Annotated in this window: 28 protein-coding genes, 4 tRNA genes and 2 pseudogenes; 18 read left to right on the forward strand and 16 right to left on the reverse strand. The window is 61.1% G+C overall.

Annotated features, from left to right (window positions below):
* Positions 1–71: 71 nt before the first annotated feature.
* From C3F42_RS05660 to C3F42_RS05670, 3 genes are all read left to right on the forward strand, one after another.
* On the forward strand, positions 72–284 hold the full coding sequence (locus C3F42_RS05660; protein WP_023628792.1) for a hypothetical protein: 213 nt from the start codon (positions 72–74) through the stop codon (positions 282–284).
* A gap of 91 nt (positions 285–375) precedes the next feature.
* Positions 376–460, forward strand: a tRNA-Leu gene (locus C3F42_RS05665).
* A gap of 105 nt (positions 461–565) precedes the next feature.
* Positions 566–979 carry a DoxX family protein gene (locus C3F42_RS05670; protein ID WP_023628793.1) on the forward strand — a complete coding sequence of 138 codons (414 nt, stop codon included), beginning with the start codon at positions 566–568 and terminating at the stop codon, positions 977–979.
* 15 nt (positions 980–994) lie between these two features.
* Here C3F42_RS05670 and C3F42_RS05675 read toward each other — a convergent pair whose 3' ends face one another.
* A complete protein-coding gene (locus C3F42_RS05675) occupies positions 995–1,183 on the reverse strand; it encodes a hypothetical protein (protein WP_023628794.1) in 189 nt (62 codons plus the stop codon).
* A gap of 242 nt (positions 1,184–1,425) precedes the next feature.
* Between C3F42_RS05675 and C3F42_RS05680 the strand changes: the two genes are divergently transcribed.
* Both C3F42_RS05680 and C3F42_RS05685 read left to right on the forward strand, forming a co-directional pair.
* Positions 1,426–2,118 (forward strand): polysaccharide lyase family 7 protein, encoded by a 693-nt coding sequence (locus tag C3F42_RS05680; RefSeq protein ID WP_104444162.1) that lies wholly within the window; start codon positions 1,426–1,428, stop codon positions 2,116–2,118.
* A gap of 98 nt (positions 2,119–2,216) precedes the next feature.
* Positions 2,217–2,648, forward strand: a complete 432-nt coding sequence (locus C3F42_RS05685; RefSeq protein WP_104444163.1) for a hypothetical protein — start codon at positions 2,217–2,219, stop codon at positions 2,646–2,648.
* A 230-nt stretch (positions 2,649–2,878) separates the two neighbouring features.
* Here C3F42_RS05685 and C3F42_RS05690 read toward each other — a convergent pair.
* A pseudogene (locus C3F42_RS05690) lies at positions 2,879–3,064 on the reverse strand (anti-virulence regulator CigR family protein); the annotation flags it as partial.
* Between the two features lie 244 nt (positions 3,065–3,308).
* Here C3F42_RS05690 and C3F42_RS05695 point away from each other — a divergent pair.
* Positions 3,309–4,118, forward strand: coding sequence for an META and DUF4377 domain-containing protein (locus C3F42_RS05695; protein ID WP_023628799.1), 810 nt, complete (start codon positions 3,309–3,311; stop codon positions 4,116–4,118).
* Positions 4,119–4,184: 66 nt separating this feature from the next.
* Here the strand turns inward: C3F42_RS05695 and C3F42_RS05700 are convergent, their stop codons facing one another.
* Entirely contained in the window at positions 4,185–4,577 is a 393-nt protein-coding gene (locus C3F42_RS05700) for a nuclear transport factor 2 family protein (protein ID WP_023628800.1), read from the reverse strand.
* Positions 4,574–5,224 (reverse strand): DsbA family protein, encoded by a 651-nt coding sequence (locus C3F42_RS05705; protein ID WP_094010460.1) that lies wholly within the window; start codon positions 5,222–5,224, stop codon positions 4,574–4,576. Before C3F42_RS05705 ends, C3F42_RS05700 begins: the two co-directional genes overlap by 4 nt.
* 111 nt (positions 5,225–5,335) lie before the next feature.
* On the opposite strand from C3F42_RS05705, the gene C3F42_RS05710 reads away from it, so the two are divergent.
* Positions 5,336–6,229: a LysR family transcriptional regulator gene (locus C3F42_RS05710; protein ID WP_023628802.1), complete on the forward strand. Its 894-nt coding sequence runs from the start codon at positions 5,336–5,338 to the stop codon at positions 6,227–6,229.
* 23 nt (positions 6,230–6,252) lie between these two features.
* Here C3F42_RS05710 and C3F42_RS05715 read toward each other — a convergent pair whose 3' ends face one another.
* From C3F42_RS05715 to C3F42_RS05725, 3 genes are all read right to left on the reverse strand, one after another.
* Positions 6,253–6,468 carry a hypothetical protein gene (locus C3F42_RS05715; protein ID WP_094010461.1) on the reverse strand — a complete coding sequence of 72 codons (216 nt, stop codon included), beginning with the start codon at positions 6,466–6,468 and terminating at the stop codon, positions 6,253–6,255.
* 162 nt (positions 6,469–6,630) lie between these two features.
* Positions 6,631–7,137 carry a hypothetical protein gene (locus C3F42_RS05720; RefSeq protein WP_158659535.1) on the reverse strand — a complete coding sequence of 169 codons (507 nt, stop codon included), beginning with the start codon at positions 7,135–7,137 and terminating at the stop codon, positions 6,631–6,633.
* Between the two features lie 128 nt (positions 7,138–7,265).
* Positions 7,266–8,228, reverse strand: coding sequence for a hypothetical protein (locus tag C3F42_RS05725; protein ID WP_094010463.1), 963 nt, complete (start codon positions 8,226–8,228; stop codon positions 7,266–7,268).
* A 798-nt stretch (positions 8,229–9,026) separates the two neighbouring features.
* Here C3F42_RS05725 and C3F42_RS05735 point away from each other — a divergent pair.
* Positions 9,027–9,287: pseudogene (locus tag C3F42_RS05735) on the forward strand (integrase); the annotation flags it as partial.
* 96 nt (positions 9,288–9,383) lie between these two features.
* Here the strand turns inward: C3F42_RS05735 and C3F42_RS05740 are convergent.
* A tRNA-Cys gene (locus C3F42_RS05740) sits at positions 9,384–9,457 on the reverse strand.
* Between the two features lie 144 nt (positions 9,458–9,601).
* A complete protein-coding gene (gene sohB, locus C3F42_RS05745) occupies positions 9,602–10,618 on the reverse strand; it encodes a protease SohB (protein ID WP_094010465.1) in 1,017 nt (338 codons plus the stop codon).
* A gap of 199 nt (positions 10,619–10,817) precedes the next feature.
* On the opposite strand from sohB, the gene C3F42_RS05750 reads away from it, so the two are divergent.
* The 4 genes from C3F42_RS05750 (at position 10,818) to C3F42_RS05765 (ending at position 13,962) form a co-directional block, all read left to right on the forward strand.
* Positions 10,818–11,531, forward strand: a complete 714-nt coding sequence (locus tag C3F42_RS05750) for a histidine phosphatase family protein (RefSeq protein ID WP_038705820.1) — start codon at positions 10,818–10,820, stop codon at positions 11,529–11,531.
* Between the two features lie 54 nt (positions 11,532–11,585).
* The gene (locus tag C3F42_RS05755; protein ID WP_023630010.1) at positions 11,586–11,903 is read left to right on the forward strand and encodes an SCP2 sterol-binding domain-containing protein; all 318 of its coding nucleotides are present in this window, start codon (positions 11,586–11,588) and stop codon (positions 11,901–11,903) included.
* 197 nt (positions 11,904–12,100) lie between these two features.
* Entirely contained in the window at positions 12,101–13,168 is a 1,068-nt protein-coding gene (locus C3F42_RS05760; protein WP_094010466.1) for a phosphotransferase family protein, read from the forward strand.
* Positions 13,169–13,194: 26 nt separating this feature from the next.
* Positions 13,195–13,962, forward strand: coding sequence for an SDR family oxidoreductase (locus C3F42_RS05765; protein WP_046856224.1), 768 nt, complete (start codon positions 13,195–13,197; stop codon positions 13,960–13,962).
* Positions 13,963–14,020: 58 nt separating this feature from the next.
* Here C3F42_RS05765 and C3F42_RS05770 read toward each other — a convergent pair whose 3' ends face one another.
* On the reverse strand, positions 14,021–14,842 hold the full coding sequence (locus C3F42_RS05770; protein ID WP_104445285.1) for a class I SAM-dependent methyltransferase: 822 nt from the start codon (positions 14,840–14,842) through the stop codon (positions 14,021–14,023).
* Between the two features lie 135 nt (positions 14,843–14,977).
* On the opposite strand from C3F42_RS05770, the gene C3F42_RS05775 reads away from it, so the two are divergent.
* Complete coding sequence (locus C3F42_RS05775; protein ID WP_094010467.1) at positions 14,978–16,018, forward strand: helix-turn-helix transcriptional regulator; 1,041 nt, start codon at positions 14,978–14,980, stop codon at positions 16,016–16,018.
* A gap of 39 nt (positions 16,019–16,057) precedes the next feature.
* On the opposite strand, the gene C3F42_RS05780 is transcribed toward C3F42_RS05775, so the two are convergent.
* From C3F42_RS05780 to C3F42_RS05790, 3 genes are all read right to left on the reverse strand, one after another.
* On the reverse strand, positions 16,058–16,627 hold the full coding sequence (locus tag C3F42_RS05780; RefSeq protein WP_038705819.1) for an SPOR domain-containing protein: 570 nt from the start codon (positions 16,625–16,627) through the stop codon (positions 16,058–16,060).
* A gap of 154 nt (positions 16,628–16,781) precedes the next feature.
* Positions 16,782–16,858: transfer RNA gene (locus C3F42_RS05785), tRNA-Val, on the reverse strand.
* 202 nt (positions 16,859–17,060) lie between these two features.
* A tRNA-Val gene (locus C3F42_RS05790) sits at positions 17,061–17,137 on the reverse strand.
* 202 nt (positions 17,138–17,339) lie between these two features.
* On the opposite strand from C3F42_RS05790, the gene C3F42_RS05795 reads away from it, so the two are divergent.
* Complete coding sequence (locus C3F42_RS05795; RefSeq protein WP_094010468.1) at positions 17,340–18,623, forward strand: FAD-binding oxidoreductase; 1,284 nt, start codon at positions 17,340–17,342, stop codon at positions 18,621–18,623.
* A gap of 79 nt (positions 18,624–18,702) precedes the next feature.
* Here the strand turns inward: C3F42_RS05795 and C3F42_RS05800 are convergent, their stop codons facing one another.
* Positions 18,703–19,446 (reverse strand): peptidase C39 family protein, encoded by a 744-nt coding sequence (locus C3F42_RS05800; protein ID WP_094010469.1) that lies wholly within the window; start codon positions 19,444–19,446, stop codon positions 18,703–18,705.
* A gap of 328 nt (positions 19,447–19,774) precedes the next feature.
* On the opposite strand from C3F42_RS05800, the gene C3F42_RS05805 reads away from it, so the two are divergent.
* A complete protein-coding gene (locus C3F42_RS05805) occupies positions 19,775–19,954 on the forward strand; it encodes a hypothetical protein (RefSeq protein ID WP_081941225.1) in 180 nt (59 codons plus the stop codon).
* Positions 19,955–20,050: 96 nt separating this feature from the next.
* Here C3F42_RS05805 and C3F42_RS05810 read toward each other — a convergent pair whose 3' ends face one another.
* Both C3F42_RS05810 and C3F42_RS05815 read right to left on the reverse strand, forming a co-directional pair.
* Positions 20,051–20,803 carry a TerC family protein gene (locus C3F42_RS05810; protein ID WP_038705807.1) on the reverse strand — a complete coding sequence of 251 codons (753 nt, stop codon included), beginning with the start codon at positions 20,801–20,803 and terminating at the stop codon, positions 20,051–20,053.
* 15 nt (positions 20,804–20,818) lie between these two features.
* On the reverse strand, positions 20,819–21,058 hold the full coding sequence (locus tag C3F42_RS05815) for a hypothetical protein (RefSeq protein WP_023632245.1): 240 nt from the start codon (positions 21,056–21,058) through the stop codon (positions 20,819–20,821).
* A gap of 131 nt (positions 21,059–21,189) precedes the next feature.
* Between C3F42_RS05815 and nhaR the strand changes: the two genes are divergently transcribed.
* The 3 genes from nhaR (at position 21,190) to C3F42_RS05830 (ending at position 24,130) form a co-directional block, all read left to right on the forward strand.
* Positions 21,190–22,083, forward strand: coding sequence for a transcriptional activator NhaR (gene nhaR / locus C3F42_RS05820; protein WP_104444164.1), 894 nt, complete (start codon positions 21,190–21,192; stop codon positions 22,081–22,083).
* A 72-nt stretch (positions 22,084–22,155) separates the two neighbouring features.
* A complete protein-coding gene (gene sstT, locus C3F42_RS05825; protein ID WP_038705806.1) occupies positions 22,156–23,367 on the forward strand; it encodes a serine/threonine transporter SstT in 1,212 nt (403 codons plus the stop codon).
* Positions 23,368–23,491: 124 nt separating this feature from the next.
* Positions 23,492–24,130 carry a YceH family protein gene (locus C3F42_RS05830; RefSeq protein WP_038705805.1) on the forward strand — a complete coding sequence of 213 codons (639 nt, stop codon included), beginning with the start codon at positions 23,492–23,494 and terminating at the stop codon, positions 24,128–24,130.

Genomic DNA, 24,130 nt, shown 5'->3' on the forward strand with positions numbered 1-24,130 from the left:
ACAGTGGCGCAATGGCAGCATCCTGTCAATTGAACTATAGTGCCCGCGCCCCGGATCCCACAGGAACCATCATGACCTTTAACCTTCGCATGCAAGGGCTGCAGGACGACCTGATGCGCAGCGCCAGCGAACTCGATGAACTGAGCCAGGCGCTGGACGGCCATGTCCGTTACCTGCGTCATTCGATTCATCAAGCCGATGCGCACGCCATGGGTGGGCACGTCGATGACCTGCGCCATAGCGCCTGTGAGATGCGCGATATCGCGCGTGCTATCGAACCCTGAACATTAGGCTGGTTGACGCTTCTATAACAATGGGTTATAAAGCGCGCCTGATTGCCTGGGCCTTGCTGCCATGAAGCGCGCCAGCAATCGTGCGAGTGTGGTGGAATTGGTATACACAGCAGACTTAAAATCTGTCGGCGTGAGCCTTGCGGGTTCGAGTCCCGCCACTCGCACCATCTTCTGTCGATGAAGGCGCCCTTGCGGCGCCTTTTTCGTACACGCCGGAAATCCGCCGCGCAGCTGCTAGAGTGGAACCTGTCCCTGTTCACTGGAGCGCCGCCATGCGCTATAGCCTGCTCGACGGTCAACGCGACTTCATTCTGCTGCTCGCCCGCATCCTGCTGATGATCCTGTTCGTGCTCTCCGGCTGGAGCAAGCTGACCGGGTTCGAAGGCACGGTGGGCTACATGACCTCACTGGGTGCCCCCGCGCCGATGCTGGCTGCGGCGATCGCCGTGATCATGGAGCTGCTGGTCGGCATCCTGTTGATCCTGGGGTTCTACACCCGTCCCCTGGCCTTGCTGTTCGCCCTCTTCGTGCTCGGCACCGCACTGATCGGTCATCCGTTCTGGAACATGGTCGAACCTGAGCGCAGCGCCAACATGACCCAGTTCCTGAAGAACCTCAGCATCATTGGCGGTTTGCTGCTGCTGGCCGTCAGCGGTCCCGGACGGTTCTCCCTCGACCGCCGCTGAGGACTCGCGTCGACATCAGTCGTCGCAGTCGTCATGCCAGGCCGGGTGGTCCTCTTCCTCATCGAAGTCGTCGAGTGACTCTTCGTCCTCCTCGACTTCATCAAGAGCCCCGTAGGCATCCGCCTCGGGGTCGTAGCCCTCGTGGAATTCTGGGTCGAGCAGATGGTCGTGCTCAGGTTCGTGCAGATCGTCTTCGTCGTGCATTACAGGCTCCGGTAACAACGGCAGGCCTGTATAGGCGTATCGGCTCACCGGGTCAATCCTCATGGCACTTAACCCCGGCTTAACCGACCAGGCGCACAGTGCAGGCTCTCCCTTCAAAAACGTTCTTTGCCCGCCGCCCTGGCGGGCATTTTTTTGCCTGGGCCTCCCTCGCCCGATGAACCGAGTGCCCTTTCAGAGCTCGCATGCGGTACAGGATCTATATCATCAAGGAGGTTTTCAGCATGATCGTGAACATCGACAACCTGATCATCACTACCCCAGTGGCGAAGTCATCCAGCAACCCAGTGGCGCTGGAATTGACCGGCGTCCAGGCACTCGCCAGCCTGCCCCAGGTGATCAGCCGCCTGGCCGATGGCGCCGTGCGCATGAACGCACCGACCAAAGGGGCGGCGAGCAAGAGCACCCATCGCACCCGCTGCGAGTGGAAGGAAGCGGTCTACTGGACGCTGGCCAGCGCCGGCCGGCATGTCAATCACCAACGCATGGTGCTGGAGCGGGTCAACTCGGCACAGAAGGTGGTGATCGCGCAAATGCATGTAAAAGATGACGACAGCCCGGCGATCAAGGTGTTCTGGAACAAAGGGAAGATCACCCTCGGTTTTCGCCAGGACTTCAATCAGGTGACACCGACCAGCAGCACCGTCCTGGCCGATGTGCCGTTGGGCATGCCTTTCGACATCACCATCGAGGTCACTGCGACAGGCGCCGCTACGGTGTCGGCCGCCTGCACCGGCCGCACCGGCAGCAGCGGGATGCTGAAAATGGCCGCGAGCTGGAGTGAGCGAACATTCAACTTCCATGGCGGCGTCTATAACCAGGTGGATTTCAGTGACAGCACGCCCCCAACGGACGCTTCGACCTGTGTGATCAGCCAGCTCGATTTATTTCACCGCCAGGTCGATACATTCATCTGAATGCAATAAATCAAGGCATAGTGCCATCATCTCAGGTAGGATTCCGCCGCCTTGCCTTGGACTGCGAGGTAAATCACTGAAACGCCTAGGAATCCGCAATGCAATTTGCTCGTCATCTGATCGCCGCCAGCCTCATCGCCCTGACCACCGGGTGCGCCAGCGGCCTGAACTCCGTGCAGGAACAGGAGCTCGGCTACTACCGTGCGCAGAATCTCGAAGTGAGGGAGAAAAGCCCAGGTGCCGCAGCAGCCCTGGGCCTGCTGCCCGGTGGTGGTTCATTCTACGGCCGTGCCTATGGCTATGGCGTCGCCAACCTGCTGCTGTGGCCTGTCTCGATCTTCTGGGACCCAGTCAGTGGCTACAACGCGGCCGAATCGATCAACTACCAGGCCACCTGTGCCCATGTTTCACGCATGAAGAAAAGCCAGATGGATGCGCTCGACACCAGGTTGATCTCTGAAGAAATCGATCCCAAGCATTACGCCTTGGAAAGACGCAAGATTGATGAAAAATTCAGTAACGGTTACTAAGCCCCTCCAACCTGTGGCCTTCACGAAATTCTGACAATCGAGAAGGCAGACTGGCTTGGCTTCGATACGTTCTGTTCAACCCGCCGGTCTGGCGGGTTTTCTTTTTTCTGGGCCTTCATCAGCGCCCTGTTCGTTCGTTGACAACATTTTCACTTCCGCTGTGCCAAGGTGGAGCCTCATCCGTGAAACATCCTTGGCCCGCACTCCCCAGCGGGCCTTTCTTTGCCCGCTCAGTCGAAGGCACCCTTGAGCAGTTCGTGAATCTCGCCTGGGGCAACGGTTACCAGGATCAGGTCCTCACCCGCCTGCATCCACTCGTAGCCGTCAGAGTGCGGCAGCTGGTCCAGAAGCCGAGCATCGAGCGTCTTGGCAATACCCGGAGGAAGCGGCTTGCCACGGGCCAGATTCTGCTGGATTTCGGTTATCCGCATTGGTGCGCGAAGCCATGACCATGGCGCAAGATCTCGTAACATTTATTATTCGCCCGGTTTATGAACCCAGGTCGGGTCAATGCTGTCCGATTGCCATCGGTTACCGCCGAGGTCGTGAGCGCCATTAATGGTAGTGGCCTGAATCGACCTCGAACCCCGGTTCAACTGGCGCGCGCCTCCCTCTTTCGAGGACGGCGCCCTCATTTTTTCAAGGCTGAAAGAGCGCATCATGAAACATAACATCCTCCTCGTCGCCGTCTGTGCCGCCCTGCTCCAGGCATGTGCCCCGGCTTCCACCTCCCATGAAGGGACGCCTTCCATGCCGGCCACCACCTCGTCTGCCGCAACCCAGCCTGAGCTCTCGGCCTACTACTGGAACCTGGCATCGGCCAGCGATGCAGCCGGCAAGCCTATCGCAGCCCTGGCCACAAGCAACGAGCGCAAGTTGCGCCTGAATTTCGGTGACCAGCGCCTGAACATCAGCGGTGGCTGCAACAACCAGTTCGGTGGCTACAGCTACCAGAACGGTGTCCTGAAGGTGCAGCAACTGGCTTCGACCATGATGGCCTGCGACAAGCGCCTGATGGACCTGGATGCCGAGATCGGACGCCAGTTGAAAGGTGATCTGCGTGCAGCCTTCAGCGGCGAAACTCATGCACCTGTGCTGCAATTGACCACCCAGGACGGCTCGGTGCTGAAGTTCCAAGGCGAACCCACTCCGGAGACCCGCTATGGCAGCAAAGGTGAGACCAAGTTCCTGGAAGTTGCCGCCAAGACCGTCAAGTGCAGCCATCCGCTGATCCCCAACTATCAGTGCCTGCAAGTGCGCGAGCGCCGTTATGACGACGCTGGCCTGCAACTGCCGACCCAGGACAACTGGCACCCGCTGTACCAGTCCATCGAGGGCTACGAGCACCGTGATGGCGTGCGTACCGTGGTGCGTGTGAAGCAATACGAATGGAAGAACCCGCCGGCCGACGCTTCGTCGCAGGTCTATGTGCTGGACCTGGTGGTCGAGCAGGACGCTTCGGGCAAATAATTGTCTGTCAGCGCAGGCCGCCCTGCAGCGGCCTGCGCCTGGAGCCGACGGCGACCGTGAAACGGCTCAGGTAAGCGCCGCGTTGACCTGCGCACTGTCCACGTATTGCTCCATGCTGACGATCTTGCCGTTGTTCAGCCGGTACAGATGGGCAAAGCTAGCAGTCATCGCCTTCCCGGTCTTGCGATAGGTGCCCGAGTAGACGCCAAAGGCGGCGACGCGGTCGTCCTCGGCCAGATAGGTATGCACCTTGGCCTGGTAGCCATCCCATTCGGTGGCCAGACGATGAAACACACCCTCCATGATCGCCTGGGGGCCGACATAGGTACCGGCATAAGGGAAGCCAGCCGCCTCGGTCCAGGTCACGTCCGCAGCCAGTGCTGCCAGAAGATTACGGCCATTCTGTTCGGCTGAGCCTTCGTACGAGGCTCGAATGATGTCCAGGTTGCTCCTGCTCATGGATTTACCCCCACGTTCAGCTCGCGAATGAAAGCCTGCGGATCTGAAAAGATAGCGCTGGCAGGTAACAACTGCATGGCGCTGTCCGCTTGTTGCAGAACGAATGTCGGCACGCCTCGACCGCCCACGCGACGCAACAAGGCACGCCCCTGCCCCACACGATCATCGTTGGCCTGCAGCAAGCCCGAATCCGGACACGTCAGCCGCTGCGCGGCGGCATCCAGACCCAAGTCCTCCAGCACTGCTGTCAACGTCTCCAGTCGAGTCACGTCCAGGCCATCGACATAGCGCGCCGCCTGAATCGCCTTGAGCGCTTCGAACTCGTGCTCAGGCGAAGTCAGGCTCACTGCGCTGAGCGCCAGGGTAGACGGAGCACTGTCGAACCCCTGAAGACGGTCGGCGAGTATCTGGTCACGATAGCGTTCACTGAAGACCTGCCCGGTCAGGCGCTCGATACGCTGGTCGTTGCTCCAGGCGTAGGCCGCAAAGTCATCATCCATGGCGCGAGCACCGCTGCCAGAAAACAGCCCCGTCGGTATCAGGCGCAACGCAATGCCCGTGGATTCGAGAACCTGAGGCAGCGGTCCCCCTGCACCGTAGCACCAGCCGCACAGTGGATCGTAGAGGTAAACCAGGGTCTTGTTCATAGTGACGCGCCTTGAGGGGAATGCCTCGAATCTTATAGCGCGCGAATTGACATTTAAACGCATACAAAATAAACACACTGTATGTTATTGGCATACATCAAGGGTAAATCAATGACCGGCGCTTCCAGCCTGAACAGGCTTGCGTACTTCACCGCGGTGGTCGAAACCGGCTCCTTCACCGCCGCTGCCGAGCGCCTCGGCATCACCAAGGCCGTGGTCAGCCAGCAGGTGGCGCGACTGGAAAGCGACTGTCGCACCACACTGCTGGTTCGCAGCACGCGGAAAGTCCGCACCACCGAGGCGGGTCAACAGTTCTATCACCGCTGTGCATTGATCCTCAAGGAGGCTGAAGAGGCTTTCGAGGAATTGTCCGAAGCCGCCAGCGAGCCGACGGGCACCCTACGCCTGACCGCCCCTTTCGATTACGGCATCGGTGTCGTGGTGCCGGCCATTACCGCATTCTCGCAGCGATATCCGCAGTGCAAGGTCGAGGCACACTTCAGCGACCATACCCTGGATCTGGGCGCCAACGATCTGGACCTTTCCATTCGTGTTGGCTGGATTACCGAGCAACATCTGCAGGCACGGCGAATCGGCGAGTTTGCGCAACGATTGGTGGCCGGCCCTCAGTGGCAAGCGCGAGTGGACAAACTGCAGGCCCCGGCGGATCTGGCCGAGTTGCCGATCGTGGCGAACCTGGCGCTGCGAGAACCGACCCGTTGGCTATTTGCCAAGGGTGCCTCGCAGCGCGAAACAGTGGAGATGAAAGCCAGCCTGTCGCTCAACGCCACCTTGGCAGTGCGCGAAGCCACGCTGCTCGGGGCCGGGCTATCGGTCCTTCCGGACTATGTGGCTGAACCTGACCTGCAAGCAGGCCGGCTGATCGAAGTGCTGCCGCAGTGGTCGCTGCCCCGAGGCGAGATCCATGCGGTCTTTCCAACGGCCCGCTTTCGACCGGTCAAGGTGCGGGCGTTTATCGAGCTTCTGGCAAGCCGCCTGGCTTAATGACTGCTAGCCGGCAGCCAACTTCAGGATTGGCTCTTTTTAGCATGGAACGGCGCGAAGGTCATACCGAAGAACCAGCCGCCGATCATTGCCAGCCAGATCGATTTGTATCCCTCTACGTTGTAGGCGCACCAATAGTTGATTGCCGTTATCACAACGAACATCGAGAAAAACTGCTTGCGAGAGTACCTGTTCAGGTAACGGGTGGCGGCTGCGTCCAGTTCTTTGAGTTTCTTCATTGCGTTTCATCCTTGAATAACCAAAACCGCAGACCTGGATCTGCGGGGTTTTGAATGGTGGAGACCGAGACCGGAATCCAACCGACGTAAACGGACTTTGCTTTTAATGGCTCGAAGAGATCAAGTTTTCACAGAGTCTGCGAAGGCGCCTTTCCAGGTAGCTCAAGGCTGGAATCGCGTGGCGCACGCGTGGCATAGCCATGTGCGGCGCCATTCTTCCAGCTTGTCGTACTGCGCAACGTTGAACTTCCAGTGGCGCACAAATCCGATCACACCGATGGTGGCGAGCGTGGCTCCGATGAAGAACCTGGTCCAATCGACACCCCAGTAAGTGTTAATCAGCTTGAGACCATCGTAGAGGATGATGATACCTACTCCGGTCATGATCACAGGACCCAACAGGCGTTTGCCCGGGGGCGGACCTACGCTAGCAGCCAAATCGGTCTGATGCCGACCAGTTGTTTCTATCGTGACAGGACCATAGCTGGAGTTGGTCTGGTGAGTTGCTTGAATGCGAGTGGTACCAGCAGCGTGAATCACGGATAGCAGCTGGACATTTTGGCCTTGGCAATGCGGGCAGCAGATGGCGTTGTTGCTCACCACGTAATCATTCCTTTGAGGGGTGAAAAGCGGCCATTCTAAGGCAATTGCATACAGCAGGGCACTCAAAAAAGGGATCACCGAGCGCGTTTACCGTCGCGTCGGCGCAATCGCCACCCTGGCTGTGGCGAGCCTGAATCAGAAATGAAAAAAGCCCAGCGCGACGGCTGGGCTCTATTACGCAAGGAGATAGAAGATCATGGAGTCCAGTAAGCAATCTTGCCGGCTGCACCAACAGCTACAAAATTGCCGTTACCGTAGGCGACGCTGCGGATATCGGTTCCTGCGAAAGTGTTGGCTTGCTGAACCCAGCCGATCCCATCCTCGGAAACGGCTGTCTTGCCGCCGTCGCCGACAGCTACATACTTGCCATTACCGTAAGCAATGTCGCGGATGATGGTTCCACCGAAACTGGTATCTTCAACAGCAGTCCAGGTAAGCCCATCGGATGAATATGCCATCTTGCCATCCGCACCAACGATAAACATTTTCCCGTTGCAAAGCTTCATGGAAAGGATGGTGCTAGTGCCGAAGGTGCTGGTTCTGGTCGCGAATGATTGCGGATTACCCGTTGGCATCTTCACAGCGCTAAGCAGCTTCCCATTCGATCCCGCAATCAACACAAAAACGCCAATGACGTTGACGCAGTACACAGTCTCGCTAGAAGTGAAGGTCGTAGTGCGCTCCACCGTGCCTGACCAATCCTCATAACGGGAAAAGACTTTACCGTTAGACCCAACCAGTATCCAGGTCGCGATGTCGCCGTAAATTGGCTGATAATACACAATGCCATGCAAGTCTACATACGCGCGAGCAGCTGCCGTAAGGTCTGTCCAATCCCTTAAAGGGCGTGCAATGCTGCCCTGGACCACATTGCCGGATTGAGAAAGGCCTTGAAGCGTTGTCCCAAGACCGTTCCAGTACAGCTCGTTGAGGACCTTTCCGCTATCAGAGGTGACGGCGCCCTTGAGCTTGGTCCACGCTGTACCAGTTGCGTCTCCAGTGACAAGCTGAGTGGTTGTGGGAAGACCGTTGCCACCAGCCGCATAAAACTTGCCTTGCGCAAAAACCACGCGCCTAAGCATGCCGGTGTTCTCCACCGGGTCTACTTGAGTCCAAAGATCTTGCAAGGTTTGAGACGCCGAGTTTGCGTTATCCATTTTAAACTCCGTTACTGAGCTGATTTAAGTTCAGGCCTCTGTATTGGGCGTATGGCGCTCATGGGCGATGGTTCGAGACTCGAGGTCTTCTGGCGAAGATCAGGGGTGACGAGGTTTCACCAACCTCAGACCTGTCGCTGATGTAGGAAATTATGCCACACGAGCACTGTATATTCAACCAGTATTCTGAAGTTTTTATTCACTGAACTTCGACGCATCCACCGCGTTTGAGTGGATTCACATGCCTCAAAAACGCGAAAGCCCGACGTAGTAGCCGGGCTTTTGGCGCCACTCCTCAACACGCGCAGGAATGACAGGATGGGGATAATTTCGCTCAATCGCTCAGTGGTGTCAAGCCTAACGATACATTCGACCAGCAACCATTGCTCGACCTACCATCGTATTCAACCTGTCAGCTAGTTCGTCATTATTTCGATAAAATACAATTGGCTTTGATTGGACATCGAATGGCACTTGTGAATCGCTTTGAGCAAGAAGAACCACTTTTCATTTATCTCCAGCCTCCATCGACGGCGCGTGGACTCCGGCGTAGCACAAAGATCCCAGGTGTTCATGTCGTAGAAGCTCCGGCAGGGTGATCACACCCTCTTCAAGCGCCTCGATGCGCTTCTTCGCAGCCTGTCCTGCCGCAACCGCAGCTCTCACTGTGGCCTCACGGCGCCAAGCCGATGTACCCAACGGGACCTCCACTGTGTAGTGGTCAACTCATCCCGGACACGGTTTCGAGTTTTTCTTCAGCTTTCGCTGGAGCTAGTCCATCGTTGAATTGGTGGGGTCGGGAAGCGCATGAGCTGGGGGATGCTTCGCAACCGATGGGCAGAAGCAAGAGAGGCAGCCAGAGTGAAGGCTGAACTGGAGAAGAAACCCGACCTGGTCAACCGGATAGCGCAGTTCCAGTTCAGGGGCATCCGACCGAAGGCGGCGTCGGAGATCAACGATCTGAGCGATGCAAGTGTGCTGTTGGGCCACTCGAAAGAGGGAATCACCGAGCGCGTTTATCGTCGAGTCGGAGCGATCGCCAAGCCTTCAAAAGGCTAAAGTTTCGGAACTCCATGCCTTTTGTTTCGGAACTCTTGGCGTTTCTTGCGTACAAAGAAAAACCCCGCAGACCTAGATCTGCGGGGTTTCGAATAGTGGAGGCCGAGGTCGGAATCGAACCGGCGTAGACGGATTTGCAATCCGGAGCATAACCACTTTGCTACTCGGCCTCAAAGTCGGAGTCAGCTTTCGCTATCTCCTTGAAACCGCTGGGCTTTTTCAAGTCAGCTGCGTTTCGATGGAGGCCATTATGTCGGCATTGGATGGACCTTGCAACCCCCTTGAAGAAAAAAATCTTCAAGGGGTTCAAGGTGTTAGCGCAGACGCCCGAGTTTGCTCCACAAGCCAACCAGGGTGTTCTCCACTGCCCCGCTGGCAGCCACGCCGATGCGCTCCTGCAGGCTCTTGCGCTCGGCGAAGCGCAGGTGGAACACGTTGGCCTCGCGGGCGCTGCGGCTCAGGTATTCGTCACTGGTGCCCAGCTCGTCGACCAGCTGGCGATTGAGCGCAGCGATGCCGAGCCAGACCTCGCCGGTCGCCACTTCGTCTATATGAAGCTGCGGGCGGTAGCGGGCGACGAAATCCTTGAACAGCTGGTGGGTGATGTCCAGGTCTTCCTGAAACTTCTCCCGACCCTTCTCGGTGTTCTCGCCGAACACGGTCAGGGTGCGCTTGTATTCGCCGGCGGTGAGCACTTCGAAATCGATGTCATGCTTCTTCAACAGACGATTGAGGTTGGGCATCTGCGCCACCACGCCAATGGAACCGAGCACGGCAAACGGCGCGCTGACGATCTTCTCGCCGATACAGGCCATCATGTAGCCACCGCTGGCGGCGACCTTGTCGATGCAGATGGTCAGCGGGATACCGGCCTCGCGGATGCGCGCCAGCTGCGAGGCCGCCAGGCCATAGCTGTGCACCATGCCACCGCCACTCTCCAGGCGCAGCACCACCTCGTCACGTGGGGTGGCCAGGGTCAGCAGCGCGGTGATCTCGTTGCGCAGGCTCTCGGTGGCCGAGGCCTTGATGTCGCCGTCGAAATCGAGGACGAACACCCGGCGCTTGTCCTCAGGCTTTTTCTTCTGCTGTTTTTCCGCCTTGGCCTGCTGCTTGCGCACAGCCTTGAGCTGGGCCTTGTCGAGCAGGCCCGACTCCAGGCGCTCGCGCAGTTCCTTGTAGAACTCGTTGAGGCGGGTGACCTGCAGTTGCCCGCCCGGCTTGCGCCGCCCTTTGCCACGCAGGCCGGCGATGGCCGACAGCACCACAAGGATAGCGATCACCAGGGTGGCGGTTTTGGCGAGAAAGCTTGCGTATTCGGCAAGAAACTCCACATTGACTCCTTGATAAACCAGCGCCGCAAGGGCGCGAACTGGATGCAAGCATACCGGGGCGCCAGAGGCGCTGCCAGCGGGTGAAAATGCTGGCAATACAGTTCAAACGACCTTTTCAAACACTTGTATGTTTTTTCGTTGACAGCCCGCCTGGGGCAACCTAACCTCGCAACAACCTCCAACCGGGCCGGACTTCAACGTGGGAAACCTCTACCTGATCCGACATGGCCAAGCCTCCTTTGGTGCCGCCGACTACGACGTGCTGTCGCCCGTGGGCGAACGTCAGAGCCAGGCGCTGGGTGAACACCTCGCCCAACTGGGCCTGCGCCTGGACCGCTGCGTGGCGGGTACCTTGCGCCGCCAGCAGGATACCGCCCGCCTGGCCCTGGACGCGCTGCATGCCCATGGCAACCCGGTGCCGGCCATTGAGACCGATGCAGCCTTCAACGAGTTCGACGCCGATGGCGTGATTCGCGCCCTGCTCCCGCGCCTGCTGCCTGAAGAGCCCGAAGCCCTGCATGTACTGCGCAACGGTGCCCAGCACCGCAGCGAGTTCCAGCGCCTGTTCGCGCTGATGGTGCAGCGCTGGCACGATGGCGACCACGACCACGACGACCGCCTGGAAACCTGGCAGTCCTTCACTGGCCGGGTCGGCGACGGCCTGGAGCGCCTGCTCGACAGCGCCGCCAGCGGCGACAACATCGCCCTGTTCACTTCCGGCGGCACCATCGCCGCCCTGCTCCACCTGGTAAGCGGAATCACGCCGGCTCAGGCATTCACCCTGAACTGGCAGATCATCAACACGTCGCTCAGCCACCTGAAGTTCCGTGGCCGCGACGTCACCCTGGCTTCCTTCAACAGCCAAGCCCATGTGCGGCTGTTGCGGTTGCCGGAGCTCGTCACCTACCGATGAGCCCGGTCTGTTGTGTCCTTGCGGACGCGAATATCACTTAACAAGGAATACACCATGAGCGATGTAGCTAAAGCCGTCGAGGCGATGAAGGCAAAATTCAACCCTGCAGCTGCCGCCGGCCTGGACCTGGTGTTCGGCTTCAACATCACCGACGAAGACAAGCACTACGCCCTGCTGGTCAAGGACGGTACCTGCGAGATCCAGGAAGGCGAGAACGCCGACGCCAACTGCACCCTGGTAATGGACAGCGAAACCCTCAAGGGCATCGTCAGCGGTGACACCGACGGCATGCAGGCCTTCATGGGCGGCAAGCTGCGCGTCGAAGGCGACATGATGCTGTCGATGAAGCTCAGCGAGCTGTTCCCGGCCTGATTGGCGCGGTAGATCGCGAATGAAAAAGACCGAAGCCTGATGCGCTTCGGTTTTTTTTCGCCCGCGCAACGCCGGTCCATCAGGGCCATTGATCGGCCGGCAACACCCAGGCCAATAAGCGCCTGGCACGCTTGTACCAGCTTCGACAGGAAATTAGATTAGCCAATAGTCCTTGCTATCGATCATAAGGAAATCGCATGACGCTCACCGACCAGTCCACCCAGGTACGCCCCGGCGAAGAACTCGACGCGGCCGTCATCGATCCGTACCTCAAGGGTCATATACCTGGCCTGCAGGGCAGCCCGACCATCAGCCAGTTTCCCGGTGGCGCCTCGAACCTGACCTACCTGGTGGCCTACCCGGGCAAGGAATTCGTCCTGCGCCGCCCACCGTTCGGCCACAAAGCCAAGTCGGCCCACGACATGGGCCGCGAGTTCCGTATCCTCAACCAGCTCAACGCCGGTTTCCCCTATTGCCCCAAGGCCCACGTGCACTGCACCGATGAAGCCCTGATCGGCGGCGAGTTCTACGTGATGGAGCGGGTCAACGGCATCATCCTGCGTTCGGACATCCCCGCCGAACTCGACCTGGACGCCGGTCGGACCGAGGCACTGTGCAAGAGCTTCATCGATCGCCTGGTCGAGCTGCACCAGGTGGACTACCAGGCATGCGGCCTGGCCGACCTGGGCAAGCCGGAAGGTTATGTGCAGCGCCAGATCGAAGGCTGGGCCAGCCGCTATGAAAAAGCCCTGACCCCCGACGCGCCACGCTGGGAACAGGTGATCGCCTGGCTGCGCGAGAAAATGCCCGCCGACCACCCGCGCCCGGGCATCGTGCATAACGACTACCGCTTCGACAATGTCATCCTCGACAGCACCAACCCGATGCGCATCATCGGCGTGCTGGACTGGGAAATGGCCACCATCGGCGATCCGCTGATGGACCTGGGCAACAGCCTGGCCTACTGGATCGAGGCCGGCGACCCAGCGCCAGTACAGCTGATGCGTCGCCAGCCGAGCAATGCGCCGGGCATGCTGACCCGCCAGCAGTTTGTCGACTACTACGCCGAGCGCGCCGGCATCCGTATCGACAACTTCGACTTCTATTACTGCTACGGCCTGTTCCGCCTGGCCGGCATCGTCCAGCAGATCTACTACCGCTTCTTCCACGGCCAGACCCAGGACAAACGCTTCGCCCAGTTCATCCACATGAACAAGCTGCTGGAGCACATGAGCCTGCAACTGATCGGCAAATCCAGCCTGTAACCCGGCCCACAACAAGGAATACCCGAATGTCCAAGACCCACCTGTTCGACCTCGACGGCAAGATCGCCTTCGTTTCCGGTGCCAGCCGTGGCATCGGTGAAGCCATCGCCCACCTGCTGGCCCAGCAGGGCGCCCATGTGATCGTCTCCAGCCGCAAGCTCGACGGCTGCCAGCAAGTGGCCGAGGCGATCGTAGCCGCCGGCGGCAAGGCAACCGCGGTGGCCTGCCATATCGGTGAGATGGAGCAGATCCAGCAGGTGTTCGCCGGCATCCGCGAACAGTTCGGGCGCCTCGACATCCTGGTCAACAACGCCGCCACCAACCCGCAGTTCTGCAACGTGCTGGATACCGACCTGGGCGCTTTCCAGAAGACCGTCGACGTCAATATCCGCGGTTACTTCTTCATGTCGGTGGAAGCCGGCAAGCTGATGCGCGAGCACGGCGGTGGCAGCATCATCAACGTGGCCTCGATCAACGGAGTGTCACCGGGGCTGTTCCAGGGCATCTACTCGGTGACCAAGGCGGCCGTGATCAACATGACCAAGGTGTTTGCCAAGGAGTGCGCGCAGTTCGGCATCCGCTGCAACGCCCTGCTGCCGGGCCTGACCGACACCAAGTTCGCCTCGGCGCTGGTGAAGAACGACAGCATCCGCAATGCCGCGTTGCAGCAGATCCCGCTCAAGCGCGTGGCCGACCCGAGCGAGATGGCCGGGGCGGTGCTGTACCTGGCCAGCGACGCCTCCAGCTATACCACCGGTACCGCGCTCAATGTGGACGGCGGGTTCTTGTCCTGACGGTGCACCAGGCCTGACTGGCTTGTGGGAGCGGGCTTGCTCCCACAAAGCTTGCGGCCTAGACCTTTATTGCCTGCAACGTGTAGCTCAGCGGTAGCCGCCATGGCGCCTCGACCAGGCGCCACTCGCCGTCATCACCCAACGCCATCTGCCCAGGCAAGGCCTCCCAGGGAATGCTCTGGTGCTCGTCCAGGGCAGTGATGCGTAGGCCGTTGCGCAACAGCGCGGTGATCACCTCGCCGAGGCCATGGTTCCACTCATGGGTTTCAGTCTGCGTCAGGGCCTGGTCGGTGTCGACGTAGGTCTGGTCGCTGATCCACACAGTGGGCGCCTCGCGCTCGAAGTACGGATACTCCAGTTGCAAACGGTCCGCATGGTCTTCGTTGACCGCCATCAGCATCGGGTGGCCGTCGCGCAGAAACAGGCGTCCGCCCGGCTTGAGCAATGCCGCCACTGCCTGCGCCCAGCGCTCGATACTCGGCAGCCAGCACAACGCGCCGATACCGGTGTAGACCAGATCGAAACTATCGGCAGGCAGCACCTGTGCCGCCTGGTAGACGTCCGCTTCGACATAGGCAATACCAGCGCCGCACCGTTCGGCCAGGTCACGCGCCTGGGTCAGCGAGGCGGCAGAGAAGTCCAGGCCACAGACATCCGCACCCAGGCGCGGCAGCGACAAGGTGTCGGTACCGATATGGCATTGCAGGTGCACCGCGCGCAGGCCATGGATATCGCCCAGGCGCGGCAGGTCGAAACGCACCACCTCGGACAGATGGCCGGGTTCGGCGACAAAGCGTTCGACCTCGTAGTCCTTCGAGGCAGCGTGCAGTGGCGCCCGTTCATTCCAACTGGCGCGGTTGAGTTCCAGTGATCGGCTCATGCGGTGCATCCCTGTCCTGAATAGGTCAGGCGCCACGTTAACTGGCGCCGTCGGGCGCCGCAACCGCTCTGTCAACCTGAGGTTGACAGCTCAGGTATACTGAGCGCCTCGTCCATGCCCAAGGATCCAGCACCCATGACGGAAAACAGCTTCGCCTTTCGCCTCAAGGAACTGCTCGAACACCACAAGCTGACCCTGCAGGCGGTGGGCACGGCCCTTGGAATCTCGCGCACGGCGGTGCACAAGTGGACCCGCGGTGGCGAAATCGACTACACCAACCTGCGCAAACTGGCCGAGTTGCTCAAGGTCAACTGGATCTGGCTGCGCTACGGCGAGGAGGCCCTGCACAGCGTGCAGCAGGCCGAGGTGGTCGAGCTGCCGATGACCGACGTGCGCCGGCGCTACACCGCCGAAATCATGGAAAGCGAGACACGCATGAAGCTGGCGCAGGAGGGTGCGCGCATCGTCACCTGGGAGTGGAACCTGGTCACCGACGACGTGACCTACTCGCCCAATGTCGAGGCGGTATATGGCTGGCCACTACGGCGCAACGAGGACTTCTGGGAGCACATCCACCCCGAGGACGCCAGCCACATGCAGGGCATGTATGCCCAGGCCGTGGCCGACGGTACTGGCTGCGAGTGCGACTTCCGCATCACCCGCCCCGACGGCGGTCAACGCTGGATCGCCTCGCGCGCGACGGTGCTGGGCGACAGCGCCGGCCGCCCGGTGAAAATGGTTGGCATCAGCATGGACAATACCGAGCGCAAGGTGGCTGAAGAAGAGTTGCGCCAGAGCGAGGCGCGCTTTCGCACCATATTCGAACTGGCCTGGGGCGCGCTGGCCTACATTGACCCGGATGGCAGCTGGCAGCGGGTCAACGGCAGCCTTTGCGAACTGCTGGGTTACCGTGAGGACGAGCTGTACGGAACGACGTTCCAGCAACTCACCCACCCCGAGGACCTGCCGGACAACCTGGCGCTACTGCGGCGCCTGCTGGCCGGCGAGATCGAGCGATACGAAGTACAGAAGCGTGTTCGCCATAAAGACGGGCACTACCTCTGGGTGCGGGCACGCACCTCGCTGGAGCGCCGCGCCGACGGGCAGCCGGAACATCTGATCAGCGTGTTCGAGGAGATCGGCACCGAACGCGAGGCAAGCACGCGTCCTAACTGACACCTGCCCAGCGTCGAACCTGATAGGTACAGGTGACAGTCAGCGTTTGACGCCGTGCTGGATGACGATCGAGTCGGTGCCCAGCTTGGCCATCACCTCGGCCTTGCGCGCGTCCGCCTCGGCCTTGGCCGGGAACGGCCCCATCAGTACCACCGGCTTGCCGTCGCGGTATTCGACCCAGGACGGAATGCCCTTTTCGATCAGGCGTGCGGTCATGTCGGTCAGGGCGCCCATGTTCGGCCCCTGGATCACCTCGACATCCCAACCTTCCGGCGCCGGCTGGTCGGCCAGCGCCTCGGCGCGGCGCTGCAGGTCGGCGCCACCGCAGACTTCGCGGATTCGCAGGTTGTTGCCGGTCTCGTCGATGAGGATCTCGTACTGGCCATCGTGCTTGATCGCCACATAGCTGCGGTAAGGCTCGTACTGACCGGCATCATCCTTGCCGCGCACCTGGCCGCAGATGGAGCCCTGGGTGTCGAAACGCACGTTGGCGAACTTGGCCGTCTTGGGGTTGTTCAGGTGCTCGGCCACCTGCTTGTGCACGCCTTCGACCTCGTTGTTACAGCCCGCCAGGGCCAACACCGCCATTACCACCGCCAGTTTGCGCACGCCTGTACCTCCAGATTCGAAGGAGCGGATTCTAGCATGAGCGAACCGCTCGGCCGCAGGGATGAGGCGAAGGTGGAAAGTTGCAGCGTGTGTCGGCGGCCAGGAACGGCGGAAAGCAAAAAGGGCGATCCTTTCGGATCGCCCTCTTCTGATTTGGTAGGCACAATTGGACTCGAACCAACGACCCCCACCATGTCAAGGTGGTGCTCTAACCAACTGAGCTATGTGCCTGTCGTGTGGGGCGCATATTAGTGATCGACTGCGCGCCTGTAAAGCGTTTTTTTCAAAAAAATCAAAAACTTTGCGAAATTCATCCGAACCGCCCCGGCGACCTGCGGAAAAGGATTTTACCGGCCGAGCTCGCATCTGGTTCGCCCGCTGGACGCGACCAAAAGCAAAAAGGGCGATCCTTGCGGATCGCCCTCTTCTGATTTGGTAGGCACAATTGGACTCGAACCAACGACCCCCACCATGTCAAGGTGGTGCTCTAACCAACTGAGCTATGTGCCTGTCGTGTGGGGCGCATTCTACGCGATCCAGATACCCTGTCAACTGTTTTTTTCACGCTAAGCTACTGAATCTTAAACTATTTATAGAAAGGCCGAGCTTCAGGGGGGCGTAAAGGATTTTCACCGGACGACTAGCGGGTGTTTATTATTATTGATAGTATCGGTACATTCGTTAAAAATATAAAACACGAGGTTCCTCGAGCATGGCTAACACCCCCTACCCCCAGTCCTACTACGCCGCCTCGGCCAACCCGGTGCCGCCACGTCCGGCGCTGCAGGGTGAGGTGGAAACCGATGTGTGCATCATCGGTGCCGGCTACACCGGCCTGTCCAGCGCCCTGTTCCTGCTGGAGAACGGCTTCAAGGTGAGCATCGTCGAGGCCGCCAAGGTCGGTTTCGGCGCCTCGGGCCGCAACGGTGGCCAGATCGTCAACAGCTATAGCCGCGACATCGATGTCATCGAGCGCACCGTCGGCCCCAAGCAGGCGCAACTGCTCGGCCAGATGGCCTTCGAGGGCGGGCGTATCATCCGTGAGCGCGTGGCCAAGTATGACATCCAGTGCGACCTGAAGGACGGCGGCGTGTTCGCCGCGCTGACCAGTAAGCAGATGGGCCACCTGGAATCGCAAAAACGCCTGTGGGAACGCTTTGGCCATACTCAGCTGGAGCTGATGGACCAGAAGCGTATCCGCGAAGTGGTGGCCTGCGACAACTATATTGGCGGCATGCTCGACATGAGTGGCGGCCATATCCACCCGCTGAACCTGGCCCTGGGCGAAGCCGCCGCGGTCGAGTCGCTGGGTGGCATCATCTATGAGCAAACCCCGGCCGTGCGCATCGAACGTGGCGCCAACCCTGTGGTACACACCCCGCAGGGCAAAGTGCGAGCCAAGTTCATCATCGTCGCCGGCAATGCCTACCTGGGCAACCTGGTACCGGAGCTGGCTGCCAAGTCGATGCCCTGCGGCACCCAGGTGATCACCACCGAGCCGCTGGGCGAGGAACTGGCCCGCACCTTGCTGCCGCAAGACTACTGCGTCGAGGACTGCAACTACCTGCTCGACTACTACCGCCTGACCAGCGACAAGCGCCTTATCTTCGGCGGCGGCGTGGTATACGGTGCGCGCGACCCGGCAAACATCGAGGCAATCATCCGTCCGAAGATGCTCAAGGCTTTCCCGCAGCTCAAGAATGTCAAGATTGACTACGCCTGGACCGGCAACTTCCTGCTGACCCTGTCGCGCCTGCCCCAGGTCGGCCGCATCGGTGACAACATCTACTACTCGCAGGGTTGCTCGGGCCACGGCGTGACCTACACCCACCTGGCGGGCAAAGTGCTGGCCGAAGCCCTGCGCGGCCAGGCCGAGCGCTTCGACGCGTTCGCCGGCCTGCCGCACTACCCGTTCCCGGGTGGCCAGATGCTCCGTGTGCCGTTCAGCGCCATCGGCGCCTGGTACTACAGCCTGCGCGATCGCCTGGGCTTCTGATGTAAAGCCATCGCGGGGCAAGCCCGCTCCCACAAGGCCAATCTTGTGGGAGCGGGCTTGCCCCGCGATCATTTCAGCCTCAGCGTCCGAGGCTGGTGACAGCCTGCCTCGCCGCGATCTCCTGCCCCGAACGGGCCAGTTCATCCGCCGCCTGCAACCAGCGCTGGCGATCCACCTGGGCCGGCAATTGCCGTGGTGATTGCAGCAACACCGCCCAGTTACCCTCCTTGGCCCACGCCGACTCGAAATCATCGAAGGCCATCAACTGGCGCCGATGCATGCCCGAGCGCAGCAATACCCGCTGTTTGTAGCGGTCATAGCCGATCAGCACCGCATAGCGCGGCTCGCTCCACCACGCCGAACCTTCCTGATAACGCAGCAACACCGGGTAGCCCGCCGCCACCTGGGCAAGCAAGGCATCCAGATGTTTGTCCAGCGGGTAGACGACCCGGCCGTATTCACGGGCAACCCGAGGAATGCCGGTTTCCAGGGACTCGGCGGCGGCAGGCAGGCCCAGCGACTTGTCGAGCAGGCCCGGCGTGATCGGCGCGCCCTGCTGCGACAACACGGCGGCCAGGGCCATCGAGCCACTGTGGTTGGCGTTGCCGCCGTAGAAGGGAACCCTGCTGATCTCGACCCGCTGCGGCAGGCCCTTGAGCGCGGCCGGTGGCGCGCTGGCACAACCCGACAACGTGGCCGCCACCAGGCAGGCGGCCAACAGGCGACGTGGGCCCAGGGCCCGGGACGTGATGAGTTTTTGCAACATGGACACTCGCATGATCCAGCGCCAGGCAGGCGGTGCCCGGCCATGAGTGCCGATCATAGGGCGCGGGCGGCTTTGGGTATAGCCCGACGCGGGCTTGGAACGAAACGGCCCGAGCACGTGGGTTTGTATGAAAAGTAGCCGAGCGGCGATCAGGCAAGGCCAAAACAGGCGAGGATCGACCGGGGTCGCGCCCGACTTGACTGGTTGTCAATGAGCATTCCGACCGGGCTGGCGCACCAGACTGTTTTCTACGCAGCATGATCGTCGCGCAGGCACTTTTCGTACAAAGCCTAGACCTTCGGTCAATGGAACGTCACAGGTAAAAGGCTAGACTAAAGCAGTGTCTGGATGGCGGGCCTGGCTCGCCAGAGAGAAGGAGGCACACATGAGCCTGACAATGGCAATTCTAATGCTGGTTGGCATGTGGCTGAGCGTCGCAGCCGCCATGCTCTGGGGCGTACTGCGCATCGTGCGCCGGCATGCGCACCCACATCACCTACCCCCTCAAGCCCTGGTCAAACCACAACCTGTGCGCCGTGCGCGTCGGCATGCCGGGGCGCATTGAGCTGAAGCTTTCCTGAAACGCATCGCGGGGCCAGCCCGCCGCCACAAGCTACATGTCTTGTGGCGGCGGGCTGGCCCCGCGATGGTTCACGCCAGGTCAGCCCTCGGTCGCCTCACGTTTCAAGCGCGCCCGGCGGGCCATGATGTTGAGGATCTCGATCGCGGTCGAGAACGCCATGGCAGCGTATACGTAGCCTTTCGGCACATGGGCGCCGAAGCCTTCGGCGATCAGGGTCATGCCGATCATGATCAGGAAGCCCAGGGCCAGCATCACCACGGTCGGGTTGTCGTTGATGAACTTGGCCAGCGGGTCGGCGGCCACCAGCATCACGATCACGGCACTGATCACGGCGATGATCATGATCGGCAGGTGCTCGGTCATGCCCACGGCGGTAATGATGCTGTCGATCGAGAAGACGATGTCCAGCAGCAGGATCTGGAAGATCGCCGCGGTGAAGCCGATAGTCACGACGTTGCCGGCCTTGGACTCTTCCTTGGCGCCATGAGGGTCGACACTTTCATGGATCTCCTTGGTCGCCTTCCACAGCAGGAACAGGCCACCGGCAATGAGGATCATGTCCTTCCACGAGAACGTGTGGCCGAAGACTTCGATCACCGGCTCGGTCAGCTGGACAATCCAGGCCACCGTACTGAGCAGCGCCAGGCGCATGACCAGAGCCATGCTGATACCGATGCGCCGCGCCTTGGAACGATAGGCCTCGGGCAGCTTGTTGGTAAGGATGGAGATGAAGATCAGGTTGTCGATGCCGAGCACGACCTCCATGGCCACCAGGGTGGCAAGCGCTACCCAGGCGGTGGGGCTTGCGGCGAGTTCCAGCAAATATTCCATTGGTCAGTCCTGCTCTCAGATGTCCTGGGTGTCTTTCTTGTCGTCTTCGGTCTTGGCTTTCCCGCCATCGCCACCGATGGCGTCGCTCAAGGCCTGCTGGGCGGCGTCATTGGTCTTGTCGATGGCCTGCTTGGCCGATTCGGCGGCCTGGTCAAGCATCTGCTGGGCGGATTTTTCGGCCTGGTCGCAGCCAGACATGGCGAACAGGGCCAGGGCCAGCACCAGCGGTGTGCCAATGGATTTGAGTTGTAGCATGAGGTCCTCGCTTGTCGAATTCCGGGCGGCGCTTCATGCGCCTGATGGGGTGGCATTCTAGTGGGGCTGAAACATCCGGAAAATTCGTATTTTCAGCGTATATACTTCGGTTTTCCCGAATCGAGAAACGCATGCTCAACTATCGCCAGCTTCACTATTTCTGGGCGGTGGCCAAGACCGGCAGCATCGCCCGCGCCAGCGAACAGCTCAACCTCACCCCGCAGACCATCAGCGGCCAGATCAGCCTGTTCGAGCAGACCTGGAACCTGGAGCTGTTCCAGCGCGTCGGGCGCCAGCTGGAACTGACCGAGACCGGGCGCCAGGCCCTGGCCTACGCCGAGCAGATGTTCCAGATCGGCGGCGAACTGGAGGCCATGCTGCGGGCCGGACCGCAGGAGCAGATCCTGTTTCGCGTGGGCGTGGCCGATGTGGTGCCCAAGTCCATCGTCTACCGCCTGCTGGCGCCAACCATGGAATTGGACGAGGTACTGCGTATCAACTGCCGCGAGGACAAGCTCGAGCGCCTGCTGGCGGACTTGGCAATCCAGCGCCTGGACCTGGTGATCTCCGACAGCCCCATGCCCAGCCACCTGGACATCAAGGGCTACAGCCAGAAGCTCGGCGAGTGCGGCCTGAGCTTCTTCGCTACACCGGAATTGGCCGAGCGCCTGGTTCGGCCCTTCCCCGCCTGCCTGGACGATGCGCCACTGTTGATCCCGGGCCAGGAAACCGTGCTGCGCAGCCGGCTGCTACGCTGGCTGGCCGAGCAGCAGGTACAACCGCGAATCGTCGGCGAGTTCGACGACAGCGCACTCATGCAAGCCTTCGGTCAATCGGGCAGCGGCATTTTCGTCGCCCCCAGCGTCATCGCCGAAGAGGTCTGCCGCCAGTACGGCGTGCGCCTGATCGGCCAGACCGAGGCGGTGAACGAGTCGTTCTACGCCATATCGGTGGAGCGCAAGGTCAAGCACCCGGGGATCCTGGCGATCACCGAGGGCGCGCGGCGCGAGCTGTTTCACTGGTAGGACCGTGCCTACAGGCGCCAGCGTGGTCTGTGGTAAAGTCGCGCGCTTTCACGTAACTGGATTGCGCTGCACATGACCCCCATCCTCCGCCTCATCAACCGCACCGGCCTGGTGACGCAGATCTGCATCGGCCTGGTGGCCGGCATCGCCCTGGCCCTGCTCGCCCCCGACGTGGCCCGCGACCTGGGGTTCCTCGGCAAGGTCTTCGTCAGCGCCTTGAAGGCCGTGGCGCCGATCCTGGTGTTCATTTTGGTGATGGCCTCGATCGCCAACCACCGCCATGGCCAGGAAACCCACATCCGCCCGATCCTCTGGCTGTACCTGCTGGGCACCTTCGCCGCCGCGGTGGTGGCCGTGGTGGCCAGCATGCTGTTCCCCTCGAACCTGGTGCTGAGCACCGGCGAGGCCACGCTGAGCGCCCCCGGCGGCATCACCGAGGTGATGCAGAACCTGTTGCTCAGCGCCGTGGACAACCCGGTCAACGCATTGCTCAAAGCCAACTTCATCGGCGTGCTGACCTGGGCCATCGGCCTGGGCGTGGCCCTGCGCCATGCCGGTGACACCACCCGCACCGTGGTCGAGGACCTGTCCAACGGCGTGACCCTGATCGTGCGCATGGTGATCCGCTTCGCCCCGCTGGGCATCTTCGGCCTGGTCAGCGCCACCCTGGCGCAGTCGGGGCTGGACGCACTGCTCGGCTACCTGCACCTGCTGGCCGTGCTGATGGGCTGCATGCTGTTCGTGGCCCTGGTGATGAACCCGTTGATCGTTTACTGGAAGATCCGCCGCAATCCCTATCCACTGACCTTGCTGTGCCTGCGCGAAAGCGGCATTACCGCGTTCTTCACCCGCAGCTCGGCGGCCAACATCCCGGTCAACCTGGCGCTGTCGGAGAAGCTTGGCCTGCACGAAGACACCTATTCGGTGTCGATCCCGCTGGGCGCGACCATCAACATGGCCGGCGCGGCAATCACTATTACCGTGCTGACCCTGGCCGCCGTGCACACCCTGGGCATCCCGGTCGACCTGCCGACCGCGGTGCTGCTCAGCGTGGTGGCGGCGGTCTGCGCTTGCGGCGCCTCGGGCGTGGCCGGTGGCTCGCTGCTGCTGATCCCGCTGGCCTGCAGCCTGTTCGGCGTGCCCAGCGAGATCGCCATGCAGGTGGTGGCGGTCGGTTTCATCATCGGCGTACTGCAGGACTCGGCCGAGACTGCTCTGAACTCCTCGACCGACGTGCTGTTCACCGCCGCGGCCTGCCAGGCCATGGAGCGGCCCAGCAGCTGAAACCCCGGCCGTGCCAGCTCCAACGCCACAGGGGAGCTGGCTTGGCCGGCGACGCCAGCAGTGATTGCTTAAGCCCGGCGCTTTACCTAGGCTAGTGGCCTTTTCCTCGCAATGAGACAGGGCCATGTCAGAACACGAAAGCACCCGCGAAGGCCGTTTCAACAGCATCGAGATCCGCGTGCTCGGCTCACTGATCGAGAAACAGGCCACCAGCCCGGAAACCTACCCCCTGACCCTCAATGCCCTGGTCCTGGCCTGCAACCAGAAGACCAGCCGCGAACCGGTGATGAACCTCTCCCCCGGCCAGGTTGGCCAGGCCCTGCGCGCCCTGGAGAACCAGGGGATGGCTCGCCTGCAGATGGGCAGCCGCGCCGACCGTTGGGAACAGCGGGTGGATAAAGGCCTGGAGCTGGTACCGGCGCAGCTGGTGCTGATGGGCCTGATGTTCCTGCGTGGCCCGCAGACCCTCAGCGAACTGCTGACGCGCAGCAACCGCCTGCATGAGTTCGAGGATGTCGATCAGGTCCAGCACCAGCTCGAGCGCCTGGTCTCGCGGGGCCTGGCCTTGCACCTGCCGCGCCAGGCCGGCCAGCGCGAAGACCGCTACACCCACGCCCTGGGCGACCCGGCCGAGATCGAGGCGATCCTCGCTGCCCGCCAGCAGGAAGGCGGCACGCGCGCCAGCGCGGCGGACGAGCGCATCGAGGCGCTGGAAGCACGGGTCGCTGCGCTGGAGGCGCGCCTGGCCCAGCTCGAAGGTTGA

The sequence above is a fragment of the Pseudomonas sp. PONIH3 genome, assembly GCF_002934345.1.
Lineage (GTDB): Bacteria > Pseudomonadota > Gammaproteobacteria > Pseudomonadales > Pseudomonadaceae > Aquipseudomonas > Aquipseudomonas soli.